The organism is Phycisphaerales bacterium, from assembly GCA_035627955.1.
Lineage (GTDB): Bacteria > Planctomycetota > Phycisphaerae > Phycisphaerales > UBA1924 > JAEYTB01.
Genome location: DASPKU010000014.1, coordinates 1 through 25,847, shown reverse-complemented (window position 1 = coordinate 25,847; position 25,847 = coordinate 1). Strand labels below are relative to the sequence as shown.

At 67.1% G+C, this 25,847-nt stretch carries 17 protein-coding genes; 8 read left to right on the top strand and 9 right to left on the bottom strand.

Annotation, left to right across the window (positions count from 1 at the left end; genetic code table 11):
* Positions 1-32 precede the first annotated feature (32 nt).
* On the top strand, positions 33-1,376 hold the full coding sequence (locus VD997_12485; protein HYE62805.1) for a glycosyltransferase: 1,344 nt from the start codon (positions 33-35) through the stop codon (positions 1,374-1,376).
* A 34-nt stretch (positions 1,377-1,410) separates the two neighbouring features.
* Positions 1,411-2,610 (top strand): metallophosphoesterase, encoded by a 1,200-nt coding sequence (locus VD997_12480; GenBank protein HYE62804.1) that lies wholly within the window; start codon positions 1,411-1,413, stop codon positions 2,608-2,610.
* 112 nt (positions 2,611-2,722) lie between these two features.
* Here VD997_12480 and VD997_12475 read toward each other — a convergent pair whose 3' ends face one another.
* Both VD997_12475 and VD997_12470 read right to left on the bottom strand, forming a co-directional pair.
* Complete coding sequence (locus VD997_12475; GenBank protein HYE62803.1) at positions 2,723-3,046, bottom strand: hypothetical protein; 324 nt, start codon at positions 3,044-3,046, stop codon at positions 2,723-2,725.
* A 3-nt stretch (positions 3,047-3,049) separates the two neighbouring features.
* Positions 3,050-4,018 carry a hypothetical protein gene (locus VD997_12470; GenBank protein HYE62802.1) on the bottom strand — a complete coding sequence of 323 codons (969 nt, stop codon included), beginning with the start codon at positions 4,016-4,018 and terminating at the stop codon, positions 3,050-3,052.
* A gap of 107 nt (positions 4,019-4,125) precedes the next feature.
* Between VD997_12470 and VD997_12465 the strand changes: the two genes are divergently transcribed.
* Positions 4,126-4,386, top strand: a complete 261-nt coding sequence (locus tag VD997_12465) for a hypothetical protein (GenBank protein ID HYE62801.1) — start codon at positions 4,126-4,128, stop codon at positions 4,384-4,386.
* On the opposite strand, the gene VD997_12460 is transcribed toward VD997_12465, so the two are convergent.
* The 3 genes from VD997_12460 to VD997_12450 all read right to left on the bottom strand — a co-directional run bounded on the left by VD997_12460 (position 4,376) and on the right by VD997_12450 (position 6,596).
* Positions 4,376-5,692 carry an amidohydrolase family protein gene (locus VD997_12460; protein ID HYE62800.1) on the bottom strand — a complete coding sequence of 439 codons (1,317 nt, stop codon included), beginning with the start codon at positions 5,690-5,692 and terminating at the stop codon, positions 4,376-4,378. The two genes, VD997_12465 and VD997_12460, sit on opposite strands and share 11 nt — an antisense overlap.
* The gene (locus tag VD997_12455) at positions 5,689-6,285 is read right to left on the bottom strand and encodes a hypothetical protein (protein ID HYE62799.1); all 597 of its coding nucleotides are present in this window, start codon (positions 6,283-6,285) and stop codon (positions 5,689-5,691) included. The genes VD997_12460 and VD997_12455 overlap by 4 nt, the downstream gene beginning before the upstream one ends.
* A 188-nt stretch (positions 6,286-6,473) precedes the next feature.
* Positions 6,474-6,596 (bottom strand): hypothetical protein, encoded by a 123-nt coding sequence (locus VD997_12450; GenBank protein HYE62798.1) that lies wholly within the window; start codon positions 6,594-6,596, stop codon positions 6,474-6,476.
* 419 nt (positions 6,597-7,015) lie between these two features.
* On the opposite strand from VD997_12450, the gene VD997_12445 reads away from it, so the two are divergent.
* Positions 7,016-8,260 (top strand): pitrilysin family protein, encoded by a 1,245-nt coding sequence (locus tag VD997_12445; GenBank protein ID HYE62797.1) that lies wholly within the window; start codon positions 7,016-7,018, stop codon positions 8,258-8,260.
* Between the two features lie 38 nt (positions 8,261-8,298).
* Here VD997_12445 and VD997_12440 read toward each other — a convergent pair whose 3' ends face one another.
* Both VD997_12440 and VD997_12435 read right to left on the bottom strand, forming a co-directional pair.
* Positions 8,299-10,779 carry a serine/threonine-protein kinase gene (locus tag VD997_12440; GenBank protein HYE62796.1) on the bottom strand — a complete coding sequence of 827 codons (2,481 nt, stop codon included), beginning with the start codon at positions 10,777-10,779 and terminating at the stop codon, positions 8,299-8,301.
* A 3-nt stretch (positions 10,780-10,782) separates the two neighbouring features.
* Positions 10,783-11,418, bottom strand: a complete 636-nt coding sequence (locus tag VD997_12435; protein ID HYE62795.1) for a sigma-70 family RNA polymerase sigma factor — start codon at positions 11,416-11,418, stop codon at positions 10,783-10,785.
* 215 nt (positions 11,419-11,633) lie between these two features.
* Here VD997_12435 and dnaB point away from each other — a divergent pair, with 215 nt between their 5' ends.
* Positions 11,634-13,385, top strand: coding sequence for a replicative DNA helicase (dnaB, locus tag VD997_12430; protein HYE62794.1), 1,752 nt, complete (start codon positions 11,634-11,636; stop codon positions 13,383-13,385).
* Positions 13,386-13,507: 122 nt separating this feature from the next.
* On the opposite strand, the gene VD997_12425 is transcribed toward dnaB, so the two are convergent.
* Positions 13,508-13,780: a hypothetical protein gene (locus VD997_12425; protein HYE62793.1), complete on the bottom strand. Its 273-nt coding sequence runs from the start codon at positions 13,778-13,780 to the stop codon at positions 13,508-13,510.
* Positions 13,781-13,919: 139 nt separating this feature from the next.
* A complete protein-coding gene (locus tag VD997_12420; protein ID HYE62792.1) occupies positions 13,920-14,471 on the bottom strand; it encodes a hypothetical protein in 552 nt (183 codons plus the stop codon).
* A 577-nt stretch (positions 14,472-15,048) separates the two neighbouring features.
* On the opposite strand from VD997_12420, the gene VD997_12415 reads away from it, so the two are divergent.
* The 3 genes from VD997_12415 to VD997_12405 all read left to right on the top strand — a co-directional run.
* Entirely contained in the window at positions 15,049-18,150 is a 3,102-nt protein-coding gene (locus VD997_12415) for a right-handed parallel beta-helix repeat-containing protein (GenBank protein ID HYE62791.1), read from the top strand.
* A gap of 167 nt (positions 18,151-18,317) precedes the next feature.
* Entirely contained in the window at positions 18,318-19,568 is a 1,251-nt protein-coding gene (locus VD997_12410; GenBank protein HYE62790.1) for a DVUA0089 family protein, read from the top strand.
* A gap of 248 nt (positions 19,569-19,816) precedes the next feature.
* A partial coding sequence (locus VD997_12405) for a HAMP domain-containing protein (protein ID HYE62789.1) occupies positions 19,817-25,847 on the top strand: 6,031 nt, incomplete at its 3' end.

Here is a 25,847-nt window from a genome sequence, read left to right as displayed (position 1 = left end):
CCTGCAACCCGGGCTTCACCTATCCTCAACCTGTGCGGATCGTCCACTTCCTCAAGTCCATCGACCTCAAGGGCGGCGGTGTCACGCGGGCCGTGCTCGACCTGTGCACCGGGATGACCGAGCGGGGGCACGAGCTGGTGCTGCTCACCGGCGAGGACGACGACGTCGATGCTGCATGGAAGGTGCCGCGGGGCGGCGACGCGTGGGAGTTGGCGGCCAGGGGCACGCCGGCGTGCGTGCACATCCCGGTGCGCGACCTGCGACGCGAGCTCAAGGGGCACAAGGGCTACAAGCTGGGGCCTGACTTCCCCACGCACTACGTGCCTCGTGCCGGTCGCGAGGCCGCGCGTGCGGTGATCGAGCGCGCGGACGTCCTGCACCTGCACGGCCCCTGGGCCAGCCCCAACCTCCAGCTCGCACGCATCGCCCGCAAGGTGGGCGTGCCGTACGTGCTCACCGCCCACGGCATGCTCGACGACTGGTGCATGAACGAGCACGCCGCCCGCAAGAAGATCTACCACCGTTTGTTCAGCCGCTCGCTGCTCGAGAACGCGATCGCGGTGCACTGCACGGCGCAGGGGGAGGCGGAGCAGTCTTCAAAGCTGTTCCCGCGCGGGAGGGCAGCCGTGGTGCCGCTGCTGGTGGACATGTCGCCCTTTCGGGCGCTGCCCGGGCCAGAGCTTGCCCGCGCCCAGTTCCCGCAGCTAAACCTGCCCGGCGCGAAGCTGCTGTGCATTTCCCGCCTCAACAAGGTGAAGGGCCTGGAGCGCGTCCTGCGGGCCGCGGCCACGCTCAAGCAGAACGGGCAGGCGTTGCAGCTCATCTTCGCCGGTCCCGCCGACCCCGCGGACTACGCCGATGTGCTCCGCGCCCGGGCGAAGGAGCTTGGGCTGGGGGACAACCTGCACCTGCTAGGCATGGTGGGGGGCGTCGAAAAGATCTCGCTGTACCAGGCGGCCGATGTGTACGTGCAGCCGTCCATCCACGAGAACTTCGGGCTGTCGCTGGTCGAGTCACTCGCCGCCGGTACGCCGATCATCACCGCCAAGGGCGTGAACATCTGGCCCGAGCTACACGCGAGCGGCGGGGCGGTGATCGTGGAGAACTCGCTGAACCCCCAGCCCACCGATGATGAGGGTGAGTTGCGACTGGCGATCGCGAGCCTGCTCGCAGACCCGGCGCGCCGTGCCGCCATGGGCGCGGCGGGCCGCCGCTGGGCCCTTGAGCTACTGGACCAGGACCGCACCGTGGCTGCCTACGAGGCGATGTACCGCGGTGAGCCCGTTGGCACCCCCCCGCCATCGCCGATGCCGGCCCGCCGCACCGGTGTCTCCCTCAGCTCCGCCAAGGCGAAGTCCCAGGGCGAGCGGGCGTGAGCCGCGCGGCGACCCGCGCTAGCGTTCTTCCCTGATGTTCCGGTTCATCCTCTTCGCCATCCTCGCGGCCGACATTCTCTGGTGGTGGCGGGCCGACTACCTGGCCCGGCGTGCCGGGCGCGTGTGGCTGCGCGTGGCGGTCGCGGTGTTCATGGGCGTGCAGCTGGGCATGATCGGCTGGATCTTCGCCTCGCGCCTGATGGGCGCGGCCATGCCGCACCCGCCCACGCTCATTATGACCACGGTCTACCTGTGGCACCTGCTGATCCTGCCGGTGCTGATCGTGGTGATGGTGCCGTGGCACGCGGTGCGGAGGGTGGTGAAGGCGTATAGGAGCCATAGGACTCATAGGAGCGATAGGACTCAAACGGCGGAGCCGGAACAGGCCGGTGCGCTGCCGCCGCTCACGCGTCGCGGCTTCATTACTGCGGCGGTGGCCGCGCCGCCGCTGGCGACACTCGCGCTCACCGGCTACTCGCGGGCCCGGCTCCAGCACTTCCGCGTCCGGCCGATGACCATTGAGATCGCGTCGCTGCCGCGCGAGCTTGATGGCCTGACGATCGCCCACGTTTCCGATGTGCACGTCGGCACGTTCACCGACGATCGCCTGCTCCGCAAGATCGTCGAAGCCACCAACCAGCTCGCCCCCGACCTGATCCTGCTGCCCGGCGACCTCATCAACAACCGGCTGGCCGATTTACCCGCAGCCCTCGACGCCGTCACGGCCATGCAGCCGCGGCACGCGACACTCATGTGCGTGGGCAACCACGACCTCATTGAGAACGGCCAGGAGTTCATCCGCCGCACGAAGGAGCGGACGCCGCTGCTGGTCAATGAGTCCGCGGCCATCCGCATCAATGGTCGCGATGTGCAGGTCCTGGGCCTCCCGTGGCGCCGCAGCGACGACCAGATCAGTGAGTCGGTCGCCGACATTGCCCGCAAGGTGCAGCCGGGCGCGTTCCCGATCCTGCTCGCCCACCACCCGCACGCGTTCGATGAGGCGGCGCGGCAGGGCCTCCCGCTCACGCTCAGCGGCCACACGCACGGCGGGCAGCTGATGGCGAACGAGAACATCGGCTTTGGGCCGCTGATGTACCGCTACTGGACGGGGCTCTACCGCAAGCCCGAGCACGACAACGCGGCCCTGGTGGTCAGTAACGGCGTGGGCCACTGGTACCCGATCCGGCTGAGCGCTCCGGCGGAGATCATCCATATCACCCTGCGGTGTGTGTAAGAACCGCGACCGTAAGGGAGCGATACGCGGCGCCTCGCCGCGTGCGCGCCACCTTAGGGAAAGACAGCACAGCCGGGAGGCGCGGCTGTCCCCTTCCTGACGGTCGGGGCTCCTATTCGCCGTTGAGCAGCTTCTTCCACGCGGCTGCGGCGGTGGGGCCCATCTCGGTGAACTTCCCGCTCTCGGCGCGGTGGATCAGCGCCTCGACATCGGCCCGCGAGAAGACCCAGTTGAGGCCGCCGTGCGAGGGGCCGCGGACGCGCGCGGCCTTGCGCAGCGTGTCGAACGACTTGGGTGAGAGGTCGCACGCCTCCAGCAACTCGGCCTTGGTCCAGCCCTGCGCCTCGGGCTGACCGCCGATGCGGTCATCGGCGCCGGGGCGTGCGCCCCCGCCGTCGCGAGAAGTGGGTGGGAACGAATCGCGCCTGGGCCGCATCGGTTACCGCGCCCCCGCCAGCACCGGGCGGTGGCCCAGCACCTGCTCCGCGTACCTGTTCATCGCGTCACGCAGCTGCTCGAAGCTCTCCAGCACGTAGTAGATCGGCTGGTAGTGGTGGATCTCGAAGTCGGTGTTGCAGATGCGCTCGAGGTCAAAGGGCCGCCACTCGGCCACCGGCCGCTCGAGGCAGTCGGGCGCGGTCTGGCCCTTCTTCTCCCACTGACCCTTGAGGGCGTACTCGGCCTCGCCATGCGAGGAGACCAGGCCGCTGCCGTAGAGCTTGACCTCGCCGTTCTCGCGGATCAGCCCGAACTCGACGGTGAACCAGAAGAGCCGGCCGAGGCGCTTGACGTGCACCTCGTCCTCGCACTCCAGCGCAGCCTGCCCGTAGGTCTGCAGGAAGTCCGCGAACACCTCGAGGGTGTGCAGCGGCACGTGCCCGAAGACGTCGTGGAAAATGTCGGGTTCGGGCAGGTAGTCCATCACCTCGCGCGGGCGGATGAGCACGGTGGTGGGGAACTCGCGCTGCGCCAGGCACGCGAAGAACGCCTTGGCCGGCAGGTACCCGGGCACGCCGTAGCTCGCCCAGCGGCTCTGCGCTCTGAGGAACCTGTTCACGCCCTCGAGCTTCGTGCCCTTGGCAACCTTCACCCCGCCGGCGATCTCGATGTCGCGGTCGAGCACGAGGTCATCCAGCAGCGGCAGGCGGTCGCGCGAGAGCCGAAGGATCTTCATGCCGTCGATGAAGATCTTGCTGACCTGCTTCTCCAGCACCGTCCAGCGCCGGTCGAAGAGGTCGCGCCACACGTCGTGATCCTCGCGCGTGTAGAGGTGGTAGTTCTGTGTGATGTAGAACTGGTCCGCGCCGATTTCGGCCGCGGGAGTCTCGGGCGCCCGGTCCGCCGCCTCCTGCGCCAGGCGTGCCTCGTCGGAATCGATGATGTTGTTGTACCTGATGTCCTGACGCATGCCGAACACTCCCGGTCGAAGCGGTGGAGGTGGTCCCGCCCATCCATTATAGATGATGGATCGCCCCCCACCGGGCTGGTAGTCTGCCCGGGTCGGCCCATTCGGGCATGGAAGGGGGACTCATGGTCGTCGATCCCAGGTTTTACGAGAAGCACAGCGGCCGCAAGGGCGACCCCTACGAGCGGCTCGGGCAGGCGCTGGCCAAGTCCGACAAGCGCAAGCACGACCGCGAAGAGACGCTGCACAACCTCCAGATGGCGTCGCGCGTGCCGCGCCAATGGCGGATCTTCTTCCTGGAGCCCAAGGTCGCGATCGCCATCGTGATGGCGATCGTGGTGGTAGGGCTGGTGCTGATGTTCAAGAAGTGAGTGGGTACGCGGGGCGGAAGCAGGCCCATGCCTCTGCCTCGGTGATCGCATGCGCGGGGGCGATGGCCTCTCCCTCGCCCATGCCCTCGCGTCGCCGGTAGACCGCGGCATGGATGCTGTCCTCCGGGTCGGGCCGCACGACGGGGACGTCGCTGCCGAAGATGAGCGTGCGTCCGGGCTCCAGGCCGGCATCGATCAGCTCGCGGAGCGGCAGCACACGTTGGAGCCGGTGCGGGAAGTAGCGCCTAAGAGCCTCGATATCGGCCAGTAAGTGGCAGGGCTGCACGCTGGCGGTGACGCCAAGCTGCGCGAAGCGGGGCACGTCGGCTTCGTCGATCAGTTCGCAGTGCTCGATGCGGACGTGGCCTGCCCTGGCGCGCTCGTGCCCGAGGCGCCCGTGTCTCACATACGAACGGAGTGCTGACAGCGCGCCCTCCGCGGCATCGAGCACGCTCCGCACGGCGGCATCGCCGATGGCGTGCACGGCGAGCTGCATCCCCAGGCGAGCGGTTTCCTCGATGGCGCGCTGGAGGGTTGCAGTATCAGTGATAATGGTGCCGTGGGGGTGATCTGGGAGAGGGTCCGCGCAGGGCGTGAGCACGTGGGCGGTGCGGCTGTTGAGCGTTCCGTCTGCGAAGAGCTTGGCGCCAGCGAGCGACACGCGGTCCGTGGTCCACCCGCTGCGCTCGGCCAGTGCGCGGCCAAGCTCCGCGTATGGAACGAACAGCCGCACACTGAGCGGCAGTTCTCCGCGACGGTCAATGGCCGCGAGCATCGGCCCCAGCCATGCCGGGGCGAGCAGGTCGTGCACTTCCGTAAACCCATGCCTGGCAAGGTCCTGTAGTGCGAACGGGAGCAACCCACGCCACTGCTCCCTCGTCGGCTCCGGCGCGGACTGGAAGGCGCGCTGGGCCGCAGCTTCGAGCAGCACGCCCGAGGGTTGACCGCGATTGTCCGTGCACACCACGCCGCCGGCGGGCGTTGATTGGAGCACGCCCGAGAGATCGAGCGCCTTGGTGTTCGCCATCGCGCTGTGAAGGTCGAAGGACATCACCACGCACGGGTGACCGCCGCTCGCCTTGTTGAGCGCGGCCAAGGGTGGCCACGCACCCTCCTCCCACGCCTGCACACGTGCGGCAACCGCCATCAGCCATTCGTCGGGCGCGAGTGTCGCCGCCCGCGCAGCGAGCAGGTCCAGGCATTCGCCAGCGCTCGTGCAGGCGTCGAGCCGGACCATCGAGAGTGCGCGAGCGTGCCATGGGAGGTGGGCGTGGGCCTCGCGGAGGTTCGTCGGGCGCGCGCTCACGCGAACACCTCGAGCGTGCGGCGCCACGACGCCTCGTCCTCGTGCAGCTCGTCGAACTCAACTCGTACGGGCCCGAACTCGGCGCGGATGTCGAGGCCGTAGGGATCAACTCCGACAAGTCGGGGTTTTGTTGGGGTAACATTAGCTCTTTTCTGGCAAGCACTTACGAGCAGGTCGGGGTGTTGGTTGGCCCAGCGGCAGAGGGCCGGCTCGGCGCCGGCGAGCGGGTTCCTCACCAGCTCGTCCGCGTCCACCACCAGGTCGACGCTCTTGATGTGCTCGAGGTTGAGCGCGGCGAAGCGGCTCCAGCGCGGCTTGCCGAAGTAGAAGAGATACCGGTCGCACGCGGGATCGCGGAGCGGGTCGAGCTCCACAGGCGCGCCGGCCGCGTGCAGCGCCCCCGGCTCATCCTCGGGGATGTGGATGGTCAGCTGCTCGGCCTCGAGCACCCCCGGGCTGGCGGGGAACACCGGGCGCCTCGTCGCCGGGTCGATGACGAAGTTGGTCCGCTCGAAGCGCTCGTCGATGTTGAGCACGCCTTCGTAGAACCGGTGGAGCCGTCGCAGCGCGGCGTGGGTCTCGGTGGTGGTCATCAATGGATTGTTGGAGGCGATGGGCGAGGGCGGCACTCGGCGACCAAGACGAGCGTCTCGGAGCCCGCGCGGGCTCGGTGCGCGGCCAAAAACGAGCAAGGGGCCTTGCGGCCCCTTGTTCGTCGAGTTTTCGATTTTTCGCCTCGAAAACAGGCGTTTTCAGGGCGTCGACCTGCGACGCCCTCGCGTCATCGGGCCTTCTTCTTGGAAGCCTTCTTGGACGCCTTCTTCTTCGCCTTCTTCTTGGCAGCCTTCTTAGCCATGTCCGACTCCTTCGAATGCGAGAATCCGTCGAGTGAGCACCACAGCATCGCTCGCGCGATTCTCCGGATGTAGACAGATTATCGGAAGCGCGGGGTGTTGTGCTTGAGCGAACAGAAAAAATGTGGAGAAAGTGGCGCGAGGCGCGCGGAATTCTCGCGCGATGACCTCTTCGACCCTTCTTGAAGCGCTCCGATGAGCGGCGCGAGCGCATCCGAGGCGCGATTGGAACCGTTCCAACCTCTGCGCGCCGCGTCTCAAGCATCGCGCAGCGCGCGTCGATGCCGGATGCTGGACCATCATCGCGCGGTCGATCAGCCGCGCGCCCACGCAGCCCGCGCGTGAGCCATGCTCACATCCTCCACATCACCCGGCTTAATCCACGCGACCTCCGCACCCCAGTTTCACTCGGCAAAAACAGGGGTTTCCGCCCATGCAAGCCTCGGCGCATGTCCCTAAACTGCCCGCCATGACAACCACGATCACCACTCGCACGCTCCGCTGTGGCATGCCCCTCATCGTCGAGCCGATGAGCGGCGTCCGTTCCGCCGCGATGTGCTGGCTCCTCCCCGCCGGGTCGGCGTACGACCCGGCCGACAAGGAGGGGCTCTCCACCATGTGGGCCGAGCTCCTGCTCCGCGGCGCTGGCCCGCGCTCCAGCCGCGAGCACGCTGACGCCGCGGACCGCCTCGGCGCCAGCCGCGCGACCGAGCTGGGCACCTACACGATGCGTGTGGGCTCGACCATGCTCGGCGAGCGCTTCCTCGACACGCTCCCGCTGATCGTGGACATGGTGCTGAGGCCTCGCATGGATGAAGACGCGGTGGAGCCCTGCCGCGACCTCGCGCTCCAGTCGCTCGCGTCACTCAAGGATGATCCGCAGGAGCGCGCGATGCTCCTGGCCCGCTCGCGCCACCACGCGGCCCCGTTCAATCGCAGCGGGATGGGCACCGAGGAAGGCCTGAACTCCCTGTCCCGTGAGGACTTAGCAGATGGCTGGAGCAGCCTCGCCAAGCCCGGTCGCGCCATCTTCGCGGCCGCGGGTGCGGTCGATCCAGATGCCATCGAGCGGGCCCTCAATGACCTGCTCAACGGCTGGTCGGGCAACACCGAGGAGCCCAGGCCAACATCGCCGCCCACTCGCGGGTATGCCCATGAGACGGACGAGAGCAACCAGGTGCAGATCATCCTCGCCCACGATGCACCCCCCGAGCCGGCGCCCGAGTGCGTCCTTGAGCGCCTCGCAGTGAGTGTTCTCTCGGGCGGGATGTCGGGCCGGCTCTTCAGTGAGGTGCGCGAGAAGCGCGGGCTGTGCTACTCGGTCTCGGCCGGGTACCGCGCGGACCGCGACTACGGCGTGGTCACCGCGTACGTCGGCACCACGCCCGAGCGCGCTCAGGAGTCGCTCGATGTACTCGTTGGCGAGCTCAACCGCCTCAACGAGGGCGCGGGAGCGGTGACGCCCGACGAGTTCAAGCGCGCCAAGGTGGGGATGAAGTCGGGCCTGGTGTTCAGTGGGGAGTCGACGGGGTCCCGGGCGGTGGCCCTGGCCTCGGACCAGCGGAAGCTGGGCAGGCCCCGCTCCCTGGAGGAGCTGGCCCGCCAGATCGATGCCGTAACTCTTGATCAGCTCAATGGTTATCTTGCGACCAGGCGGCTGGGAAAAGTGACCATCCAGACCCTGGGGCCGCGAGAGCTGAAGTCGCCGGTCTGACCACTCAATCTATATAGATGCGGCTTGGGGGGCCCTGTTCAGCCGCCCATGGGCTTCAGGGCCGCGGCCTTTTCGGGGCGGTTCGTGCGCTCGTACAGGATCCGCAGTTCCTGCGTGACCAGGGCCCGCACCTCCTGCGCGGCCGGTAGGGTCTCGCTGAGGTTGGTGAGCGCCTCGATGTACAGCGGCTCGGCCTCCTCGTACTTCTTCTGACGCGTGAGCAGGCTCGCCAGCTGGTACTGCATCATCCACACGTCGACCTCGCCGGGTTCCACCTTCAGCTTGCGGATATCAACCGCGCGCCTCATCTGCTGCTCGGCCTTTGGGATGTCCCCGGCGGCGGCGTGCATGGCCGCGAGTGTGGCGATAGAGCGGGCGAACTGCGGGTGCGTCCCGCCCAGCACCCGCTCTTCGACGGCGTTGTTCTCTTCCATCAGGGCGATGCCCTGCCGCAGCAGCGCCTGATCGCCCTGGGCCCGCCCCTTCTTGGCCATCATGACCGCCAGATTGCCGCGGGCCTGGGCGACCATCGGGTGGTCCGCCGGCAGCAGCTCGCGCCGCAGCGCCAGTGCCCGCTGCATCATGCTGATCGCGCCTTCCAGGTCGTTACGGGCGGCGAGGACCGCCGAGAGGTTGTTGTAGCTCTCCGCTACCGCCTCGCGGGCGCCCGGGTCGGTCTCGGCGAGGCGCTCGCGTATCTGGAGGGCACGCCGGTGCGCCTGCTCGGCGTCCTCGACTTTGCCCTGAGCACGCAGCACGGCCCCGAGGTCGTTCCATACGCGGGCGGTGTCCTGGTTGTCCTCACCGCGGAGCCGTTCGTGAGTCGCCAGCGCCTGCCGCAGCAGTTCCTCGGCCCTGCCGTAGTCGTCCTTGATGTAGTAGAAGTGGGCAAGGTCGATTTTGCTCTCGGCGATGTCGTGGTGGCCCTCGGGGAGGTGCTGCTCCCGCAGGTTCATTCCGTAGCGGATGTGGTGCTCGGCCTTCTCGTACTTCCCGAGGCCCAGGTACGCCCGCCCGATGGTGCTCTGCACCGCCGCGAGGATGCGCGGGTTGCCCTGGAATGCGGCGAGCGAGCGGGAGGATGCGGATTCAAGGATGTCGGTGACTTTGACGTCGGCCGAGAGGGCATTGGCGTTGCCCGCATCGACCGCGCCCAGCACCTGCTGCATGAAGTCGGCGATGCGCTCGGCCTGATCGCGGGCGGCATAGGCCTCGTCGCGCTGGTGACGGATGAAGAAGAACGCCGCTACCGCGACCACCGCCGCCGCCGCGCCCACGCTCACGCCCCACGCGTTGCGCTTCACGAACTTGCCGACAAGGTACCCCGGAGTCTCCCGCCGGGCCGAAACCGGCAGGTCGGCCAGGTAGCGGCGGATGTCCAGGGCCAGCTGCTCCACCGAGGCGTAGCGGCGTGCCGGATCCTTCCGCAGCGCCATCATCACGATGTTGTCCAGATCGCCCTTGAGCCGCCGGCGCAGGCGGTCGGGCGAGCCCTCACGCACCTGGCTCACGGCCTCGGGGGTGATCTGCCGCTCGGGGGCACCGCCCGTGCTGAGGCGGGTCTGCACTTTGAGGACCGCGGTGCTGGGCGCGGGCGGGTCCTGCTCGCAGACGATGCGCTCGACTTCGGCGGTGGTGCGGGAGCGGAAGACGTAGGGCCTATGCCCGGTCAGCAGTTCGTACAGGATGACCCCCAGCGAGTAGACGTCACTGCTGGTGGTGATGGTCTGCCCCGCGACCTGCTCGGGGCTGGCGTACTCGGGGGTCAGCCGCCGCTCCTCAACAGTCGTCACGTCCGCGGGTGAGCCCTGGTTGAGCACCTTGGCGATGCCGAAGTCCAGCAGCTTGGGCACGCGCTCCTCGGTCACGAGGATGTTGCCGGGTTTGAGGTCGCGGTGCACCACCAGGTTCTGGTGCGCGTACCGCACCGCGTCGCACACCTTCAGGAACAGCTCCAGCCGCTCGTGCGTGTTCAGCGAGCGCTGATCGCAGTACTCGTCGATCGGCAGCCCCGGCACAAACTCCATGACCAGGTACGGCTGCCCGTCGGGTGTCATGCCGCCGTCGATCAGGCGCGCGATGTTGGGGTGGTCAAGGGCCGCGAGGGTGCGACGTTCAGCGCGGAAGCGGCGGACGATCTCCTCGCTGTCCATGCCGCGCTTGACGAGCTTGATGGCGACCTGCTGCTCGAACTCGGCGTCGGCCCGCAGGCCGCGGTAGACCGTGCCCATGCCGCCGGAAGCGATCCGCTCGTCGATGCGGAACTGCCCGACGACCTTGCCGGCCATGGCGTCGGGGCTGGCGTCGAGGGTGCCCAGCAGGCGGAAGTCGGTGCCCAGCGCCGGCTCTTCGAGGAACTCCTCGGCGGCGCCGGCGTGCGCGAGCAGCGATTCGACCTCCGCTCGCAGCTCTGTATCCGACCCGCACGCCCGCGCCACCGCGCCCGGGCGCTGATCCGCCGGCAGGCCCGCGACCTCGAAGTACACCTGCTCGGCGCGCTTGAGCCGCGTGGAGTCCATGGCTCAGTCGTCCTTCGTCAGCTCGCGGTGCAGCCACACCTTGGCGAACTGCCAGTCCCGCACCACCGTGCTCGGCGACACCCCGAGCACGGTCGCCGTCTGCTCGATCGACAGCCCGCCGAAGAACCGCAGTTCCACCACCCGCGACTTCTGCTCGTCGAGTTTGGCCAGCGCGGTCAGCGCCTCGTCAAGGCCGATCAGGTCATGCTGCTCGTCGTCCGCGGCAACATCCACGTTCTCCAGCGGTACGGCCTTCTTGCCCCCGCCGCGCTTGAGCCGGTCGCGGGTGCGGGCGTGGTCGGTCAGGATCCGCCGGATCGCCGTCGCCGCCGCACCGAAGAAGTGCGCCCGGCTCTCCCAGGACGCCTCGGGCCCCACCAGCCGCAGGTACGCCTCGTTCACCAGCGCGGTCGGCTGGAGGGTGTGGTTCCGCCGCTCCCCGGCCAGAAACCGCTCGGCGAGGTCCCGCAGCTCGCCGTACACCACCGGGAACAGCTCTTCCGTGGCCTTGCGGTCGCCTTTCTGGGCGCGCGACAGCAGGACCGTCACGTCGCCGCGGGACGTGTGTGGTGACGGGCCCGGGAATGTCGGGGTGTCGGGCATGCAGCGGTCAAGGCAGATGTCGACAAAGCACCCCATGCCGGGGGATCATGCGGAAGAAGTGTACACGAGACCTCACGAATTCCGGCTGTGAATCCCCCCGGCGCGGTGCAAGTTCTAAGTTGCGGCGTCGACGATGGTTCGGGCGAGCGTCCGGGAAGTTGCGTTCCATTCCGGACAGCCGGTGGATAGTCTGCAATCAGCTGGTAGAACCGCCAGGGAAGGGCGGCACCCCGGCAGACTGGGCCCCCCGCATGGACGCCACCGCCCCAACCAACGGCCGCTCCCGCCGCAACTTCAACCGCCTCGAGCAGGTCTCGGTGAAGGACCTGTTCGACCGCCAGCCGCCCCAGGCCCTTGAGGCCGAGATGTCGCTGCTGGGGTCGATCATCCTCGACCCGGGCGTCATCCCCGACGTGATCAGCCTGATCAAGGGGGCAGGCGACTTCTACAAGGTGCAGCACGCCGAGATCTATAAGGCGGTGCTCGACGTCTACGACCAGCGCAACACCGGCGACCTCGTGCAGATCGTGGACCTGCTCCGCGACCGCAACGTGCTCGATCAGGTCGGCGGCGCCGATTACCTCGTCGAGCTCGCCAACTGCGTGCCCACGGCGGTGAACGCCCCGCACTTCGCACGCATCGTTGCCGAGAAGGCCAAGCTCCGCCGCCTCATCGACGCCGCGGGGCAGATCCTCTACGACGCCTACCACGTCGGCGAGCTCGGGCCCGAGGGCGCCCGCGAGGTGCTGGACAAGGCCGAGATGGCGGTGTTCGAGATCGCGCAGGAGTCATCGACCGCCGACCCGCAGTCGCTGGCCGACCTGCTGCAGATCGAGATCGACCGCATCATGGTGGCCGAGCGCGACGGCTGGCCAATGACCGGCGTCAAGAGCGGCTACACCGACCTCGACGACCTGCTCCGCGGCTTCCAGCCCGGCGAGCTGATTATCCTGGCCGCCCGTCCCTCGATGGGCAAGACCGCGTTCTCGCTGAACCTCGCCGAGCAGATCGCCATGGGCGGCACCGCCGTCCTTGGCGCCCCGCCCACCAACTCCGTGCCGGTCGGGTTCTTCAGCCTGGAGATGTCCAAGAACGCCATCGTGCAGCGTCTCATCTCCGCGCGGTCGGGCGTGAGCAGCCAGCACCTGCGCGGCGGTCACTCCATCAGCAAGGCCGACCTCGACCGCCTGGGACAGGCCGCGGACGACCTCAAGCACGCGCCGATCTACATCGACGACATGCCGAGCATGACGGTGCTGACGCTGCGTGCACGGGCCCGCCGCATGGTGGCCCAGTATGGCGTCAAGGTCATCATGATCGACTACCTCCAGCTGATGACCGCGCCCGGCGCGGCCCGCGAGAGCCGGCAGGTGGAAGTGTCGACCATCTCACGCGGCGTCAAGGCCCTCGCCCGCGAGCTGAACGTGCCGGTTATCTGCCTCGCGCAGCTCAACCGCGCGAGCGAGCAGCGCGAGGGCAACCGCCCGCGCATGGCCGACCTCCGCGAGTCGGGCTCCATCGAGCAGGACGCCGACGTGATCCTGCTGCTGCACCGTGAGGACTACTACCACGTGCAGGACGAGCAGTGGAAGATCGAGAACCCCGACAAGGTCGGCGTGGCGGAGATCATCGTCGCCAAGCAGCGAAACGGCCCGACCGACATCGTGAAGCTCATGTGGGACAGCAAGACCACCCGCTTCAAGAACCTCGACCAGCACAGCCAGCCGCCGGGCGGGTACCCCTTCGACGATGTGGGCTACTCGTCCCCCTCACAGGCCGCGGCCAAGTTCCCCGCCGGCCCCGGCAAGGGCGCGATCGAGGCCAAGCCCTGGACCCAGGCGTTCACCCCGCCGCCATTCGACGCCGACCCCCCGCCCGCGCCCGCCGCCCCGCGCCCAAGCAGCGCGTTCGGCGCACGCCCCAAGACCGGCCCCGCGGAGAACCACCGCGACGGCGGCGGCTCGGACCAGCGCCCTGTGTTCGAGGAAGAAGAAGGTCTCTAAAGCGCCGCTCGCGCAAGCGATCGATCAGTCGTGTCAAAGAGCCGATCGCGCAAGCGATCGATTCTGACCATCGCCTTTCGTGCCCGCGAGAGCCGGGCCCGATCGCTCGCGCGATCGGCGCTTTACGTCAGGTCCATCAGCCCCATATACAACGTCGAAGTCGGCACCCCCGCGCAGTGCATCCCCACGGCCGTGGCGAGCGCCCGCAGCTCCTCATCGCTCAATATCCCGATCATCGTGCGCACCCGGTGCACGTTGCTCGACTGCGGGTTCAGGTGCGTGCACTCGGGCAGCTCGGGGAAGGCGCGGCGCGGGAAAAGTGTCGTCAACAGCTGCGGCGTGACGCGTGCGTGAACCTGTGATGGACGGATGCGGGGCGCGTGTGATTCGTGCACGTGAAAGAATCTCCTGCGAGGACGTGCGCACATCACCAGGGACGACCGGCGAGCATTTTGCCGGGTTCCACGCGCTTGGCAAGACCGAACGAGTCGTGAGACTCTGTTCACACAGCGGGGGGCGCAGTCGCTCAGAAGGTCACGGGCGCGGGTCGTTAATCCAACCAAACGGCCGCTCGCGCCAGTTCGTCGAGTTGCTCGTGTTCGTCGGCTCCACGCGGATCCATCGTCCCTTGCTGAGCGTGTAAAAGTCCCAGCAGTCCGTATCCGCCGCTTCTCGGACCTTCATCTGGCCGCCGCGGGAGAGGTTGAGCGGCTCCACGTGCCCCTCGACGTACGCGGCGAAGGCACTCTTGGTGTGATTCATGGCGGGCTGGTCGCTGCTGCCGAACCAGCCGTCGCGCACGTACTGGTTGAAGAAGTAAATCGACTCCTCCATATAGAGGGGCACACCGCTGAGCATCGTGAGGGCAGTGGTCGTCCCTGGCAGCGTCGGCGGTGGGGGAGTGTCGACGGCGTAGGTCTGGGGCGTGGTGAGTGCGGCCACCTTCGGGTTGGTGCCCAGGCGCAGGCCGTGGAAGCGGCCGAACATGGTGTAGTCGAACTCGAGCTTGTCGTCGGGGGTTTCCCACCACGAGCGCCAGGGCGGGCCAGCTCCGGGGTCGCCCCACGCCGCTTGCGGTTGGGGCACTCGGAGATCTCCGCAACGTTCCGCGTGTACTGGTAGAGCAGCCCGCGCCCGTACTTGAGCTCCCAGTCGAGCTCGTAGGCAGCGTGCGACCAGTCGTAGCCGTACCAGATCTGCTCCTTGTAATCGAGCGCGTAGGTGTTCGCAGACTTGACGATCTGCGACAGGTTGGACATGCACTTGACCGCCCGCCCCGCCTCCCTGGCCTGACCCAGGCCGGGCAGCAGGATCCCGATCAGCAGGGCGATGATGGCGATGACCACGAGCAGCTCGATGAGCGTGAAGGCGCGGCGGGCGTGCATGGCGAGAGTCCCGGCGTCGCACCCCTGCCGACGCTGGTTTCCATGCGCCACGCCGGTGCACAGTTGGTCAGCGCGCCATGGACTTCGCGCGTCCGGATCACCAATGGCGGTCGAGCAGGCCTCCCCCGAACGCTCCCCCCACAGGAGTGGTTGCGGACGAGTGTGCCGTCATGAGCCCCTGCTCATTCTGAGGCGCACTCAACCCGGGTGCCGCATGAGGAGTGGGGGTGTTTGACGGCGGCAGTACTCTTCCAGACGCGTCTTCAGGAGAGGTTCCCATGCGCACGGCCTTGCAGCGGGTGTTGGTGGCGGTCTCGGCAGCCTTGCTCGGCAGTGCGGCCATGGGCCAGGGCAGCGACAACTGCAACACCGCGCCGGCCATCACCGGCACCGGCTCCTTCAACTACGACACCCGCAGCGCCGGCCCCGAGCAGGAGGACATGGCCAACTGCTGGATCAAGCGAGACGTGTGGTTCCGGTGGACCGCGCCCCAGAGCGGCGAGGTCATCTTCACCACCTGTGGCAGCAACAGCCCGGCCGTGATCGCCGTGCACACCGCCTGCGGCGGCCCCTCGCTCGAGTGCAGCACCCGCGGAAACTGCACCTTCGGCGCGTCCATCTCCTTCCAGGCTAATGCCGGCAGCCAGTACCTCCTCCGCGTGGGCCATGGCGCCGGCACGTGGAGCGGCGTGCTCGGCAGCTTCAACCTGTTCTACAACAACCCGCCCGCGACCAACGACTCCTGCCAGTTCGCGCTCGCCCTCACCGGCAGCGGGCAGCTCAGCTTCAACACCAGCGCCGCGACAAGCTCGCTGGCCGATCCTCAGGGCTGCGAGATGATGGGGCGCGACCTCTGGTACAGCTTCTCGCCCAACGCCAACGGCACCATGACCGTCAACACCTGCGACCCCGCGACGCAGGTCGACACCGTGCTCGCGGTGTTCGGCGCGAACGCCTGCGACCCCGCCGCCCAGTACATCGACTGCAACAACAACATCGGCTGGGACTGCAACAACGGTCTCGCCAGCCAGCTCATCTTCAACGTGACCGCCGGTCAGACCTACAAGTTGCGGCTCGGCAGCCCTGAGAACACCGTTGGCGGCGCGGGCGTGCTCAAGTGGGTTTTCACACCCCAGGTCACTAACGACGAGTGCACCACCGCGACATCCATCAGCGGGCCCGGCTGGTTCAACTACCACAACGCCTCCGCCACCGACAGCGTCGTCGCGAGCGACCCGCACAACTACTGCGGCAAGGACGTGTGGTTCCGCTGGACCGCGACCGCCTCGGGCCCCGCGTACATCACGACCTGCGGGCGGGCAGACATGAACGCATTCATCGCGCTGTTCCCCAATGAGTGCCCCACCGGCAACCCCATCGCCCAGAACGATGACAACCCCTCGTGCAACGGCGAGCCGCGCGTTGACTTCCAGGCCGTGGCCGGGCAGCAGTACCTCATCCGCATCGGCAGCGTGTGGGGCATGTCCTACACCACCGACGGCCAGTTCTTCATCGCCAACCAGGAACAGACCCAGACCGGTGGTGAGACCATCACCGTGACTATGACCGGCGACCACGTGGACTTCGGCGGTTTCCAGCAGGTCGCCGATCTGCCCGGACCCGACGGGGAGGTCAGCATGCGCGAGGCCGTGGCCGCGGCCAACAACACGCCGGGCGGGCAGACGATCAACTTCGCCTGTGACCCCATGTTCTGGACGTACCCCATGGGGCCGCAGGGTGGGCGCGCCCAGATCATCGTGGACTTCTACCCGTTCATCCTGACCGACGATGGGACCATCATCGACGGCGCCAGCCAGACGGCGGCGTACGGCGACACCGATCCGAGCGGGCCGGACGTGGGCTTCTTCGGCTGGCAGGCCGAGAACACCGCCGCGCTCTACATCCACGGCAACAACTGCGAGGTCCGCAACTTGAACGGGGCGGGCATGTGTGGGCGGGCCATCCAGATTTACGGCGACAACTGCAAGGTCGTCGACTGCATCTTCTTGGGCGGCCTGGTGCACAACATTATCCTGGACGGCGCCAGCAACACCGTGATCGGCGAGCCCGGGCACGGAAACAAACTCGGCGGCCACAACAGCGGCCTGGAGATCAACGGCGGCTCCAACAACCGGGTTCAGAGCAACATCATCAACGGCGGCTTCAACGGCGTGCTCGTCCGCGGCGGGGCCGTGAACACCCTGATCGGCGGCCCGACGGTGGCCGAGCGGAACGTCGTGAACAGTGTGGGTCGTCGCAGCAGCGAGGGGTTCCCGCAAGGGACCTACATCAACATCGGCGCCTCCACCGGCACCATCGTCGAGAACAACACTGTGGCCCTCGCGGAGGACGGCGTCACTCTCGCGCGTGGTGTGGCGACTACGGGCATCGGCATCACCGGAGCCATGAGCGCCCAGGTCCGCAACAACACCGTCGCGGGCATCCGCGTGCAGGGCACGAACCACTACGCCAACCGCGTTTACGGCACCGGAATCTACCTCTCGGGGAGCTCCGACAACGTGGTGATCACCGGCAACACCATCGGCACGGACGTGACCCGCACCACGCAGTACCCCTGCCTTGAAGGGTTCAAGGCCTACCCCAACTACGTCGACGGCAGCACGCCCAACCGCGCCCTCTTCGGTGGGCTCGAGGACGGCGACGCCAACCTCGTCGTCAACAGCGAGCGCACCGGCGTCGTGATCGGCGCGGGCTCCATCACCGTCTCGGGCAACTCGATCTACAACAACGGCCTCCTTGGCATCGACCTCCTCGCCGTCGTCGACCCCATCTTCGGCGCGGTCTACGGCCACACGCCCAATGATTCGGGCGACGGCGACACCGGCCCCAACGAGCTCCAGAACTTCCCCGATGTCGCCAGCGCCACCTCGGATGGTTCATTCATCCTTGTTTCCGGCACGCTCAACTCTCACCCGAGCGAGCAGTTCCGCGTCGAGTTCTTTGGCAACGACGCCTGCGACGAGACCGGCTATGGCGAGGGGCAGCGGTTCCTGGGCGCTGAAATCATCACGACGGATACCTCCGGCACCGCGGCCTTCAGCGCCCGTCTCGCCCTCACCCAGAGCGCGGGCCAGTACGTCACCGGCACCGCGACCCGTCTGTCCACGGGCGACACTTCGGAGTTCTCCGCGTGCGTGACGGTGGGCTCGGGTTCCACCCAGCTGTGCGGCACCTCCGACTTCAACGGCGACGGGGACTCGGGCACCGATCAGGACATCGAGGCCTTCTTCGCCTGCATTGGCGGCCACTGCTGCCCCACCTGCTACAGCGGCGGGGCCGACTTCAACGCCGATGGCGATGCGGGAACGGATCAGGACATCGAGAGCTTCTTCCGCGTCCTGGGCGGCGGCCCCTGCTGAGTAGGAACCACGACCGTCAGGGAGTGACACAGCCGCGTTCTCGCGGCTGTGCCGCTTTTTGCCAAGCCTGCACTTTCCCTTTGGCATGAGGCCTCTTGCCGGTATGCTGACCCCAGCTGCCCCGCTGCTGGTCCGGCGCGGGCGGCAGACGCCAACGGGAGGTCCCCATGCGTACGCCCACCGTCGTTGCCGGTCTCGCCCTCGCCCTCGCATCTGCCGCCTACGCCCAGCCCGTCCCCATCGAGCTCGGCGACATCTCCGCGGCCCCGACGACCTCCTGGTCCTACGGCGTAAGCAGCGGCACGCTGGCCTGGTTCAGCTTCACCGTCCCCGAGGTCAGCCGCTGCGCTCCCACCTACCTCGACATTTACACGGAGAACTTCGGCGGCTTCGACTCGGAGATCGCCATCTACGACAGCACGGGCAGGCGCCTCTTCAACGACGACGATGACGGCGCCGGCCACAACTCGGCGATGTCATTCGGCTCCAGCACACCCGTGCGCTCCTATTCCAATGGCGGCACGGTCGGCGATGGGCGCGACGGCCCGCTCCCGGCGGGCACTTACTACGTGGTGGCCACGCCGTTCAACTCGTACTTCCTCGATACCGACTGGAACGTGATCCCCGACGCCGAGGGGAACCAGGGCGGCGGGCAGATCGTGTTCCAATGGGGCAGCGGCGACGGGATAGAGCCGCCGGCGGGCGTGGCCTACGAAAGCTACTGCGCCGGCGATGCTGGCCATTCAATCGCGACCGCGGCGACGGACCTGCGCGGGAGCGGCGCCCTCACTGAGATCCGCGGCTATACCCAGTACCGCGAGGACATCGACATCTACAAGATCTGCATCACCGACGCCGCGAACTTCTCAGCCGACACCTTTCTGTCGCTGCAGATGGACACCCAGCTCTACCTGTTCGACGCAAACGGGCGCGGCGTCACCCTCAATGATGACATTGTTGAGAGCGTCCAGTCTCGGATTACCTCGAGCGTCGTCGCGGCCCTGGGGAACGGCGAGTACTACATCGCGGTGACCCCCAGCTCCTGCCGCCCGCAGGACGCCAGTGGGCAGAACCTCTGGGGCGACACGGCCTCGGGCGAGCGACTGGCAGACGGCCCCGGGGCCGCGAACCCGCTGGCCCAGTGGGAGAGCTTCGTCGTCAACGACAACACCTGGTACATCCTGCGGTTGACGGGGGCTTCATTCTGCGAGAACGGGCCGGTGTGCGGGCCTCAAGACTTCAACGGCGACGGGGACTCGGGCACCGATCAGGACATCGAAGCGTTCTTTGCGTGTTTGGGTGGCAGCTGCTGCCCGACCTGCTGGTCGGGCGGTGCCGACTTCAACGGCGACGGGGACACTGGCACCGACCAGGACATCGAGGCGTTCTTCCGGGTGCTGGGCGGCAACCCCTGCTGAGGACGCTTTCTTGAGGGCGTAAGTCTGGCTGACACATGGGTCTGCGCGCGGGCTGCCGCGTCTGCGCGCGCTCACGGTTCACCGCTGTCCACACCCGGTGCACAGGCGGACAAAGCCCGCATAGCGCCCGATGCACTGCCGTTTCATGAGGCATTAACCCGGTCCCTCTATCACCTGTGTCTCATCATGTGTTAGGGCTGGGTGGGTTTTCGAACAATCAAAGGACGTAGCCGCTCATGGAACCAGAGGTGAAGTCTGTTCCTCGCCGTGCCGCCGCCGCTGTTAAGGAAACCCTGAAGGACGGACAGGTGGAGCATCACCACGAGCCCTCGTCCAACGGCGAGGTTGTGGACGCGTTCTCACGCGAACTGCTGGAGGCGATGCTCGCCTTCCGCTCCGGCGACTTCAGCGTCCGTATGCCCAGCGACCAGACGGGCCTGCGCGGCAAGATCGCCGACGCGTTCAACGACATCCTGGCCGTCTCCGAGCGCCGGGCCCAGGAGACAGCCCGCGTGTCCCGCGTGGTGGGCAAGGAAGGCAAGCTCAAGCAGCGCATGAGCGTGCCCGGCGTCGCCGGCGAGTGGGCCGATGAGATCAACGCCATCAACACCTTGATCGACGACCTCGTGTGGCCCACGACCGAAGTGACGCGGGCCGTGGGCGCCGTGGCCAAGGGCGACCTCGACCAGTCCATGGCCCTGGAAGTGGACGGGCGTCCGCTGGAGGGCGAGTTCCTCCGCTCGGCCAAGCTCGTGAACCGAATGATCGACCAGCTGTCGGTGTTCACCTCGGAAGTGACGCGCGTGGCCCGCGAAGTAGGTACCGAGGGCAAGCTCGGCGGCCAGGCCCAGGTGAAGGGCGTGTCGGGCGTGTGGAAGGACCTCACCGAGTCGGTGAACCAGATGGCCGGCAACCTCACGGCCCAGGTGCGCAACATCGCCGACGTGACCATCGCCGTGGCCAACGGCGACCTTTCCAAGAAGATCACGGTGGACGTCCGCGGCGAAATCCTCCAGTTGAAGGAAGCCATCAACACGATGGTGGACCAGCTGCGTTCGTTCGCCGCCGAAGTGACCCGCGTGGCCCGCGAAGTGGGTACTGAAGGAAAGCTGGGTGGTCAGGCCGTGGTGCCCGGCGTGGCGGGTACGTGGAAGGACCTGACCGACTCGGTGAACGCCATGGCGTCGAACCTGACCGCCCAGGTGCGCAACATCGCGGGTGTGACCACCGCCGTGGCCCGCGGCGACCTTTCCCGCAAGATCACGGTGGACGTGAAGGGCGAGATCCTGGAGCTCAAGAACACCATCAACACGATGGTGGACCAGCTGAACGGCTTCGCGTCGGAAGTGTCGCGCGTGGCCCGCGAAGTGGGCACGGAAGGCAAGCTCGGCGGCCAGGCCATGGTGCCGGGCGTCGCGGGTACCTGGAAGGACCTCACCGACAACGTCAACTCAATGGCGTCGAACCTGACGGCCCAGGTCCGCAACATCGCGGAAGTGACGACGGCCGTGGCGAAGGGCGACCTCTCGCGCAAGATCACGGTGGACGTGAAGGGAGAAATCCTCGAGCTCAAGAACACCATCAACACGATGGTGGACCAGCTCAACGGCTTCGCGTCGGAAGTGTCGCGCGTGGCCCGCGAGGTGGGTACGGAAGGAAAGCTCGGTGGTCAGGCCGAAGTGCCCGGCGTGGCCGGCACGTGGAAGAACCTCACCGATAACGTGAACTCGATGGCGTCGAACCTGACGGGTCAGGTGCGCAACATCGCCGACGTGACCCTGGCCGTGGCGAAGGGCGACCTTTCGCGCAAGATCACCGTGGACGTGAAGGGCGAGATTCTGGAGCTCAAGAACACCATCAACACGATGGTGGACCAGCTGAACGGCTTCGCGTCGGAAGTGTCGCGCGTGGCCCGCGAGGTGGGTACGGAAGGAAAGCTCGGTGGTCAGGCGCAGGTGCCCGGCGTGGCCGGTACCTGGAAGGACCTCACCGACAACGTGAACTCGATGGCGTCGAACCTCACGTCGCAGGTGCGCAACATCGCCGACGTGGCCACCGCCATCGCCAACGGCGACCTCAGCCGCAAGATCACGGTGGACGTGAAGGGCGAGATTCTCGAACTGAAGAACACCATCAACACGATGGTGGACCAGCTCAACGGCTTCGCCTCGGAAGTGTCGCGCGTGGCCCGCGAAGTGGGTACCGAAGGCAAGCTCGGCGGTCAGGCCGAGGTGGAAGGCGTGGCGGGTACGTGGAAGGACCTCACGGACAACGTGAACTCCATGGCCAACAACCTGACCACGCAGGTGCGCAACATCGCCGAAGTGGCCACCGCCGTGGCCAACGGCGACCTTTCCAAGAAGATCACGGTGGACGTGAAGGGCGAGGTGCTCGAGCTCAAGAACACCATGAACACCATGGTGGACCAGCTCAACGCTTTCGCGAGCGAAGTGACCCGCGTAGCCCGCGAAGTGGGAACCGAAGGCCGCCTCGGCGGTCAGGCCCAGGTGCGCGGCGTGGCCGGCACGTGGAAGGACCTCACCGACAACGTGAACTCGATGGCCGGCAACCTCACGTCGCAGGTGCGCAACATCGCCGAAGTGGCCACCGCCGTGGCCAAGGGCGACTTGTCGCGCAAGATCACGGTGGACGTGAAGGGCGAGATCCTCGAGCTCAAGAACACCATCAACACGATGGTGGACCAGCTCAACGGCTTCGCTTCGGAAGTCTCGCGCGTGGCCCGCGAAGTGGGCACGGAAGGCAAGCTGGGCGCCCAGGCGCAGGTGTCGGGTGTGGCCGGCACGTGGAAGGACCTCACCGACAACGTCAACTCGATGGCATCCAACCTCACAGGTCAGGTGCGCAACATCGCCGACGTGGCAACCGCCGTGGCCCGTGGCGACCTCTCGCGCAAGATCACGGTGGACGTGAAGGGCGAAATCCTCGAGCTCAAGAACACCATCAACACGATGGTGGACCAGCTCAACGGCTTCGCGTCGGAAGTGTCGCGCGTGGCCCGCGAGGTGGGCACCGAAGGCCGCCTCGGCGGCCAGGCGCAGGTGAAGGGCGTGTCGGGCGTGTGGAAGGACCTCACCGATAACGTCAACCAGATGGCCGGCAACCTCACTGCTCAGGTGCGCAACATCGCTGAAGTGACCATCGCCGTGGCCAACGGCGACCTCTCCAAGAAGATCACCGTGGACGTCCGCGGCGAGATCCTTCAGCTGAAGGAAACCATCAACACGATGGTGGACCAGCTGCGAAGCTTCGCCGCGGAAGTGACCCGTGTGGCCCGAGAAGTGGGCACCGAAGGCAAGCTCGGTGGTCAGGCCGAAGTGCCCGGCGTGGCCGGCACGTGGAAGGACCTCACCGACAACGTCAACTCGATGGCATCGAACCTCACGGGTCAGGTGCGCAACATCGCCGACGTGGCGACCGCTATTGCCCGCGGCGACCTCTCGCGCAAGATCACCGTGGACGTGAAGGGCGAAATCCTGGAGCTCAAGAACACCATCAACACGATGGTGGACCAGCTCAACTCCTTCGCGTCGGAAGTGTCCCGCGTGGCCCGCGAAGTGGGCACCGAGGGCAAGCTCGGTGGTCAGGCGCAGGTGCCAGGCGTGGCCGGCACCTGGAAGGACCTCACCGACAACGTCAACTCGATGGCCTCCAACCTCACCGGCCAGGTGCGCAACATCGCCGAGGTGACCATCGCCGTGGCCAACGGCGACCTTTCCAAGAAGATCACCGTGGACGTCCGCGGCGAGATTCTGCAGCTCAAGGAAACCATCAACACGATGGTGGACCAGCTCCGCTCGTTCGCCTCCGAAGTGACCCGCGTGGCCCGCGAAGTGGGCACCGAAGGCAAGCTCGGTGGCCAGGCCCTCGTGGCCGGCGTGGCCGGCACATGGAAGGACCTCACCGACTCCGTGAACGCCATGGCGTCCAACCTCACCGGTCAGGTGCGCAACATCGCCGAAGTGACCACCGCCGTGGCCCGTGGCGACCTCTCGCGCAAGATCACGGTGGACGTGAAGGGTGAAATTCTGGAGCTCAAGAACACCATCAACACCATGGTGGACCAGCTCAACTCCTTCGCCTCGGAAGTGTCCCGTGTGGCCCGCGAGGTGGGTACGGAAGGCAAGCTCGGTGGTCAGGCCCTCGTGCCCGGCGTGGCCGGCACCTGGAAGGACCTCACCGACAACGTGAACTCGATGGCGTCCAACCTCACCGGCCAGGTGCGCAACATCGCCGAGGTGACTATCGCCGTGGCCAACGGCGACCTTTCCAAGAAGATCACCGTGGACGTGCGCGGCGAAATCCTTCAGCTGAAGGAAGCCATCAACACCATGGTGGAGCAGCTCCGCTCGTTCGCGTCGGAAGTGACCCGCGTGGCCCGCGAAGTGGGCACCGAAGGCCGCCTGGGCGTGCAGGCGGTGGTGCTCGGCGTCGCCGGAACATGGAAGGACCTCACCGACTCCGTCAACGCCATGGGCGCCAACCTCACCGGCCAGGTCCGCAACATCGCCGAGGTGACCACCGCCGTGGCCCGAGGCGACCTCTCCCGAAAGATCACGGTGGACGTGAAGGGCGAGATCCTCGAGCTCAAGAACACCATCAACACCATGGTGGACCAGCTCCGCTCGTTCGCGGCCGAAGTGACCCGCGTGGCCCGCGAGGTGGGTACCGAAGGCAAGCTCGGCGGTCAGGCGGCGGTGCCCGGAGTCGCGGGCACCTGGAAGGACCTCACCGACTCGGTGAACGTCATGGCCGCCAACCTCACGGACCAGGTGCGCGGCATCGTGAAGGTGGTGACCGCCGTCGCCAACGGCAACCTCCGCCAGAAGCTGACGGTGGAAGCCAAGGGCGAGGTGGCCGCGCTGGCCGAGACCATCAACAACATGACCGACACGCTGGCGACCTTCGCCGAGCAGGTGACCAACGTGGCCCGCGACGTGGGCGTGGAAGGCCGCCTGGGTGGTCAGGCCAACGTGCCCGGCGCCGCCGGCACGTGGAAGGACCTCACCAGCAACGTGAACCTGCTCGCCGCCAACCTCACCAACCAGGTGCGCGCCATCGCCGAAGTGGCGACCGCCGTGACCAAGGGCGACCTTACCCGCTCAATCCAGGTGGAAGCCCGCGGCGAGGTGGCGGAGCTCAAGGACAACATCAACACGATGATCGACAACCTCCGTGGCACCACGGAGCGCAACCAGGAGCAGGACTGGCTCAAGACAAACCTCGCCAAGTTCACCCGCATGCTCCAGGGCCAGCGAGACCTCGTTACCGTGGGTCAGATCCTGCTGTCCGAGCTCACCCCGCTGGTCAACGCCCAGCAGGGCACCGTCTACCAGATGGAATCGGGCGACGCCACCGTTGAGAGCGACACCGGCCCCTGGCTGCGCCTGCTCGCCGGCTACGCCCAGCGCAAGGACCAGCCGCTCCGCATCGACATGGGCAAGGGCCTCGTGGGCCAGTGCGCCCAGGAGAAGCTGCGCATCCTCCTCACCGAGGTGCCGCCGGACTACACGATGATCCACTCGAGCCTGGGCGAGGCCGTGCCCGCCAACATCGTCGTGCTGCCCGTGCTCTTCGAGGGTGAGACCAAGGCGGTGATCGAGCTGGCCTCGCTGCGGCCCTTCACCCAGACGCACCTCACGTTCCTCGAGCAGCTGACGCAGTCGATCGGCGTGGTGCTCAACACCATCGAAGCGACGATGCGTACCGAGAACCTGCTGGAGCAGAGCCAGCAGCTCACCATGGAGCTCCAGACGCGCCAGGCCGAGCTCCAGCAGACAAACGAGGAGCTCGCCACCAAGGCCAAGCAGCTGGCCGAGCAGAACGTGGAAGTGGAACGCAAGAACAAGGAAGTGGAGCAGGCCCGCCGAGCCCTGGAAGAGAAGGCCGCGGAGCTCGCCCTCACCTCCAAGTACAAGTCCGAGTTCCTCGCCAACATGTCGCACGAGCTGCGCACGCCGCTCAATTCGCTGCTGATCCTCTCGAAGCTGCTCGCCGACAATCCGCAGGGCAATCTCAACGACAAGCAGACCGAGTTCGCGCGGACGATCCACTCGGCGGGCTCGGACCTTCTGAGCCTGATCAACGACATCCTCGATCTTTCGAAGATCGAGTCGGGCACCGTCTCGATCGAGGTCGGCGAGATGCCGCTCTCCGGCCTCAAGCAGCATATGGAGCGGACCTTCCGCCAGCTCGCCGCCGACAAGCAGCTCGAGTTCAACGTCGAGTTCGACGAGAGCCTGCCGGCGGCAATCCGCACCG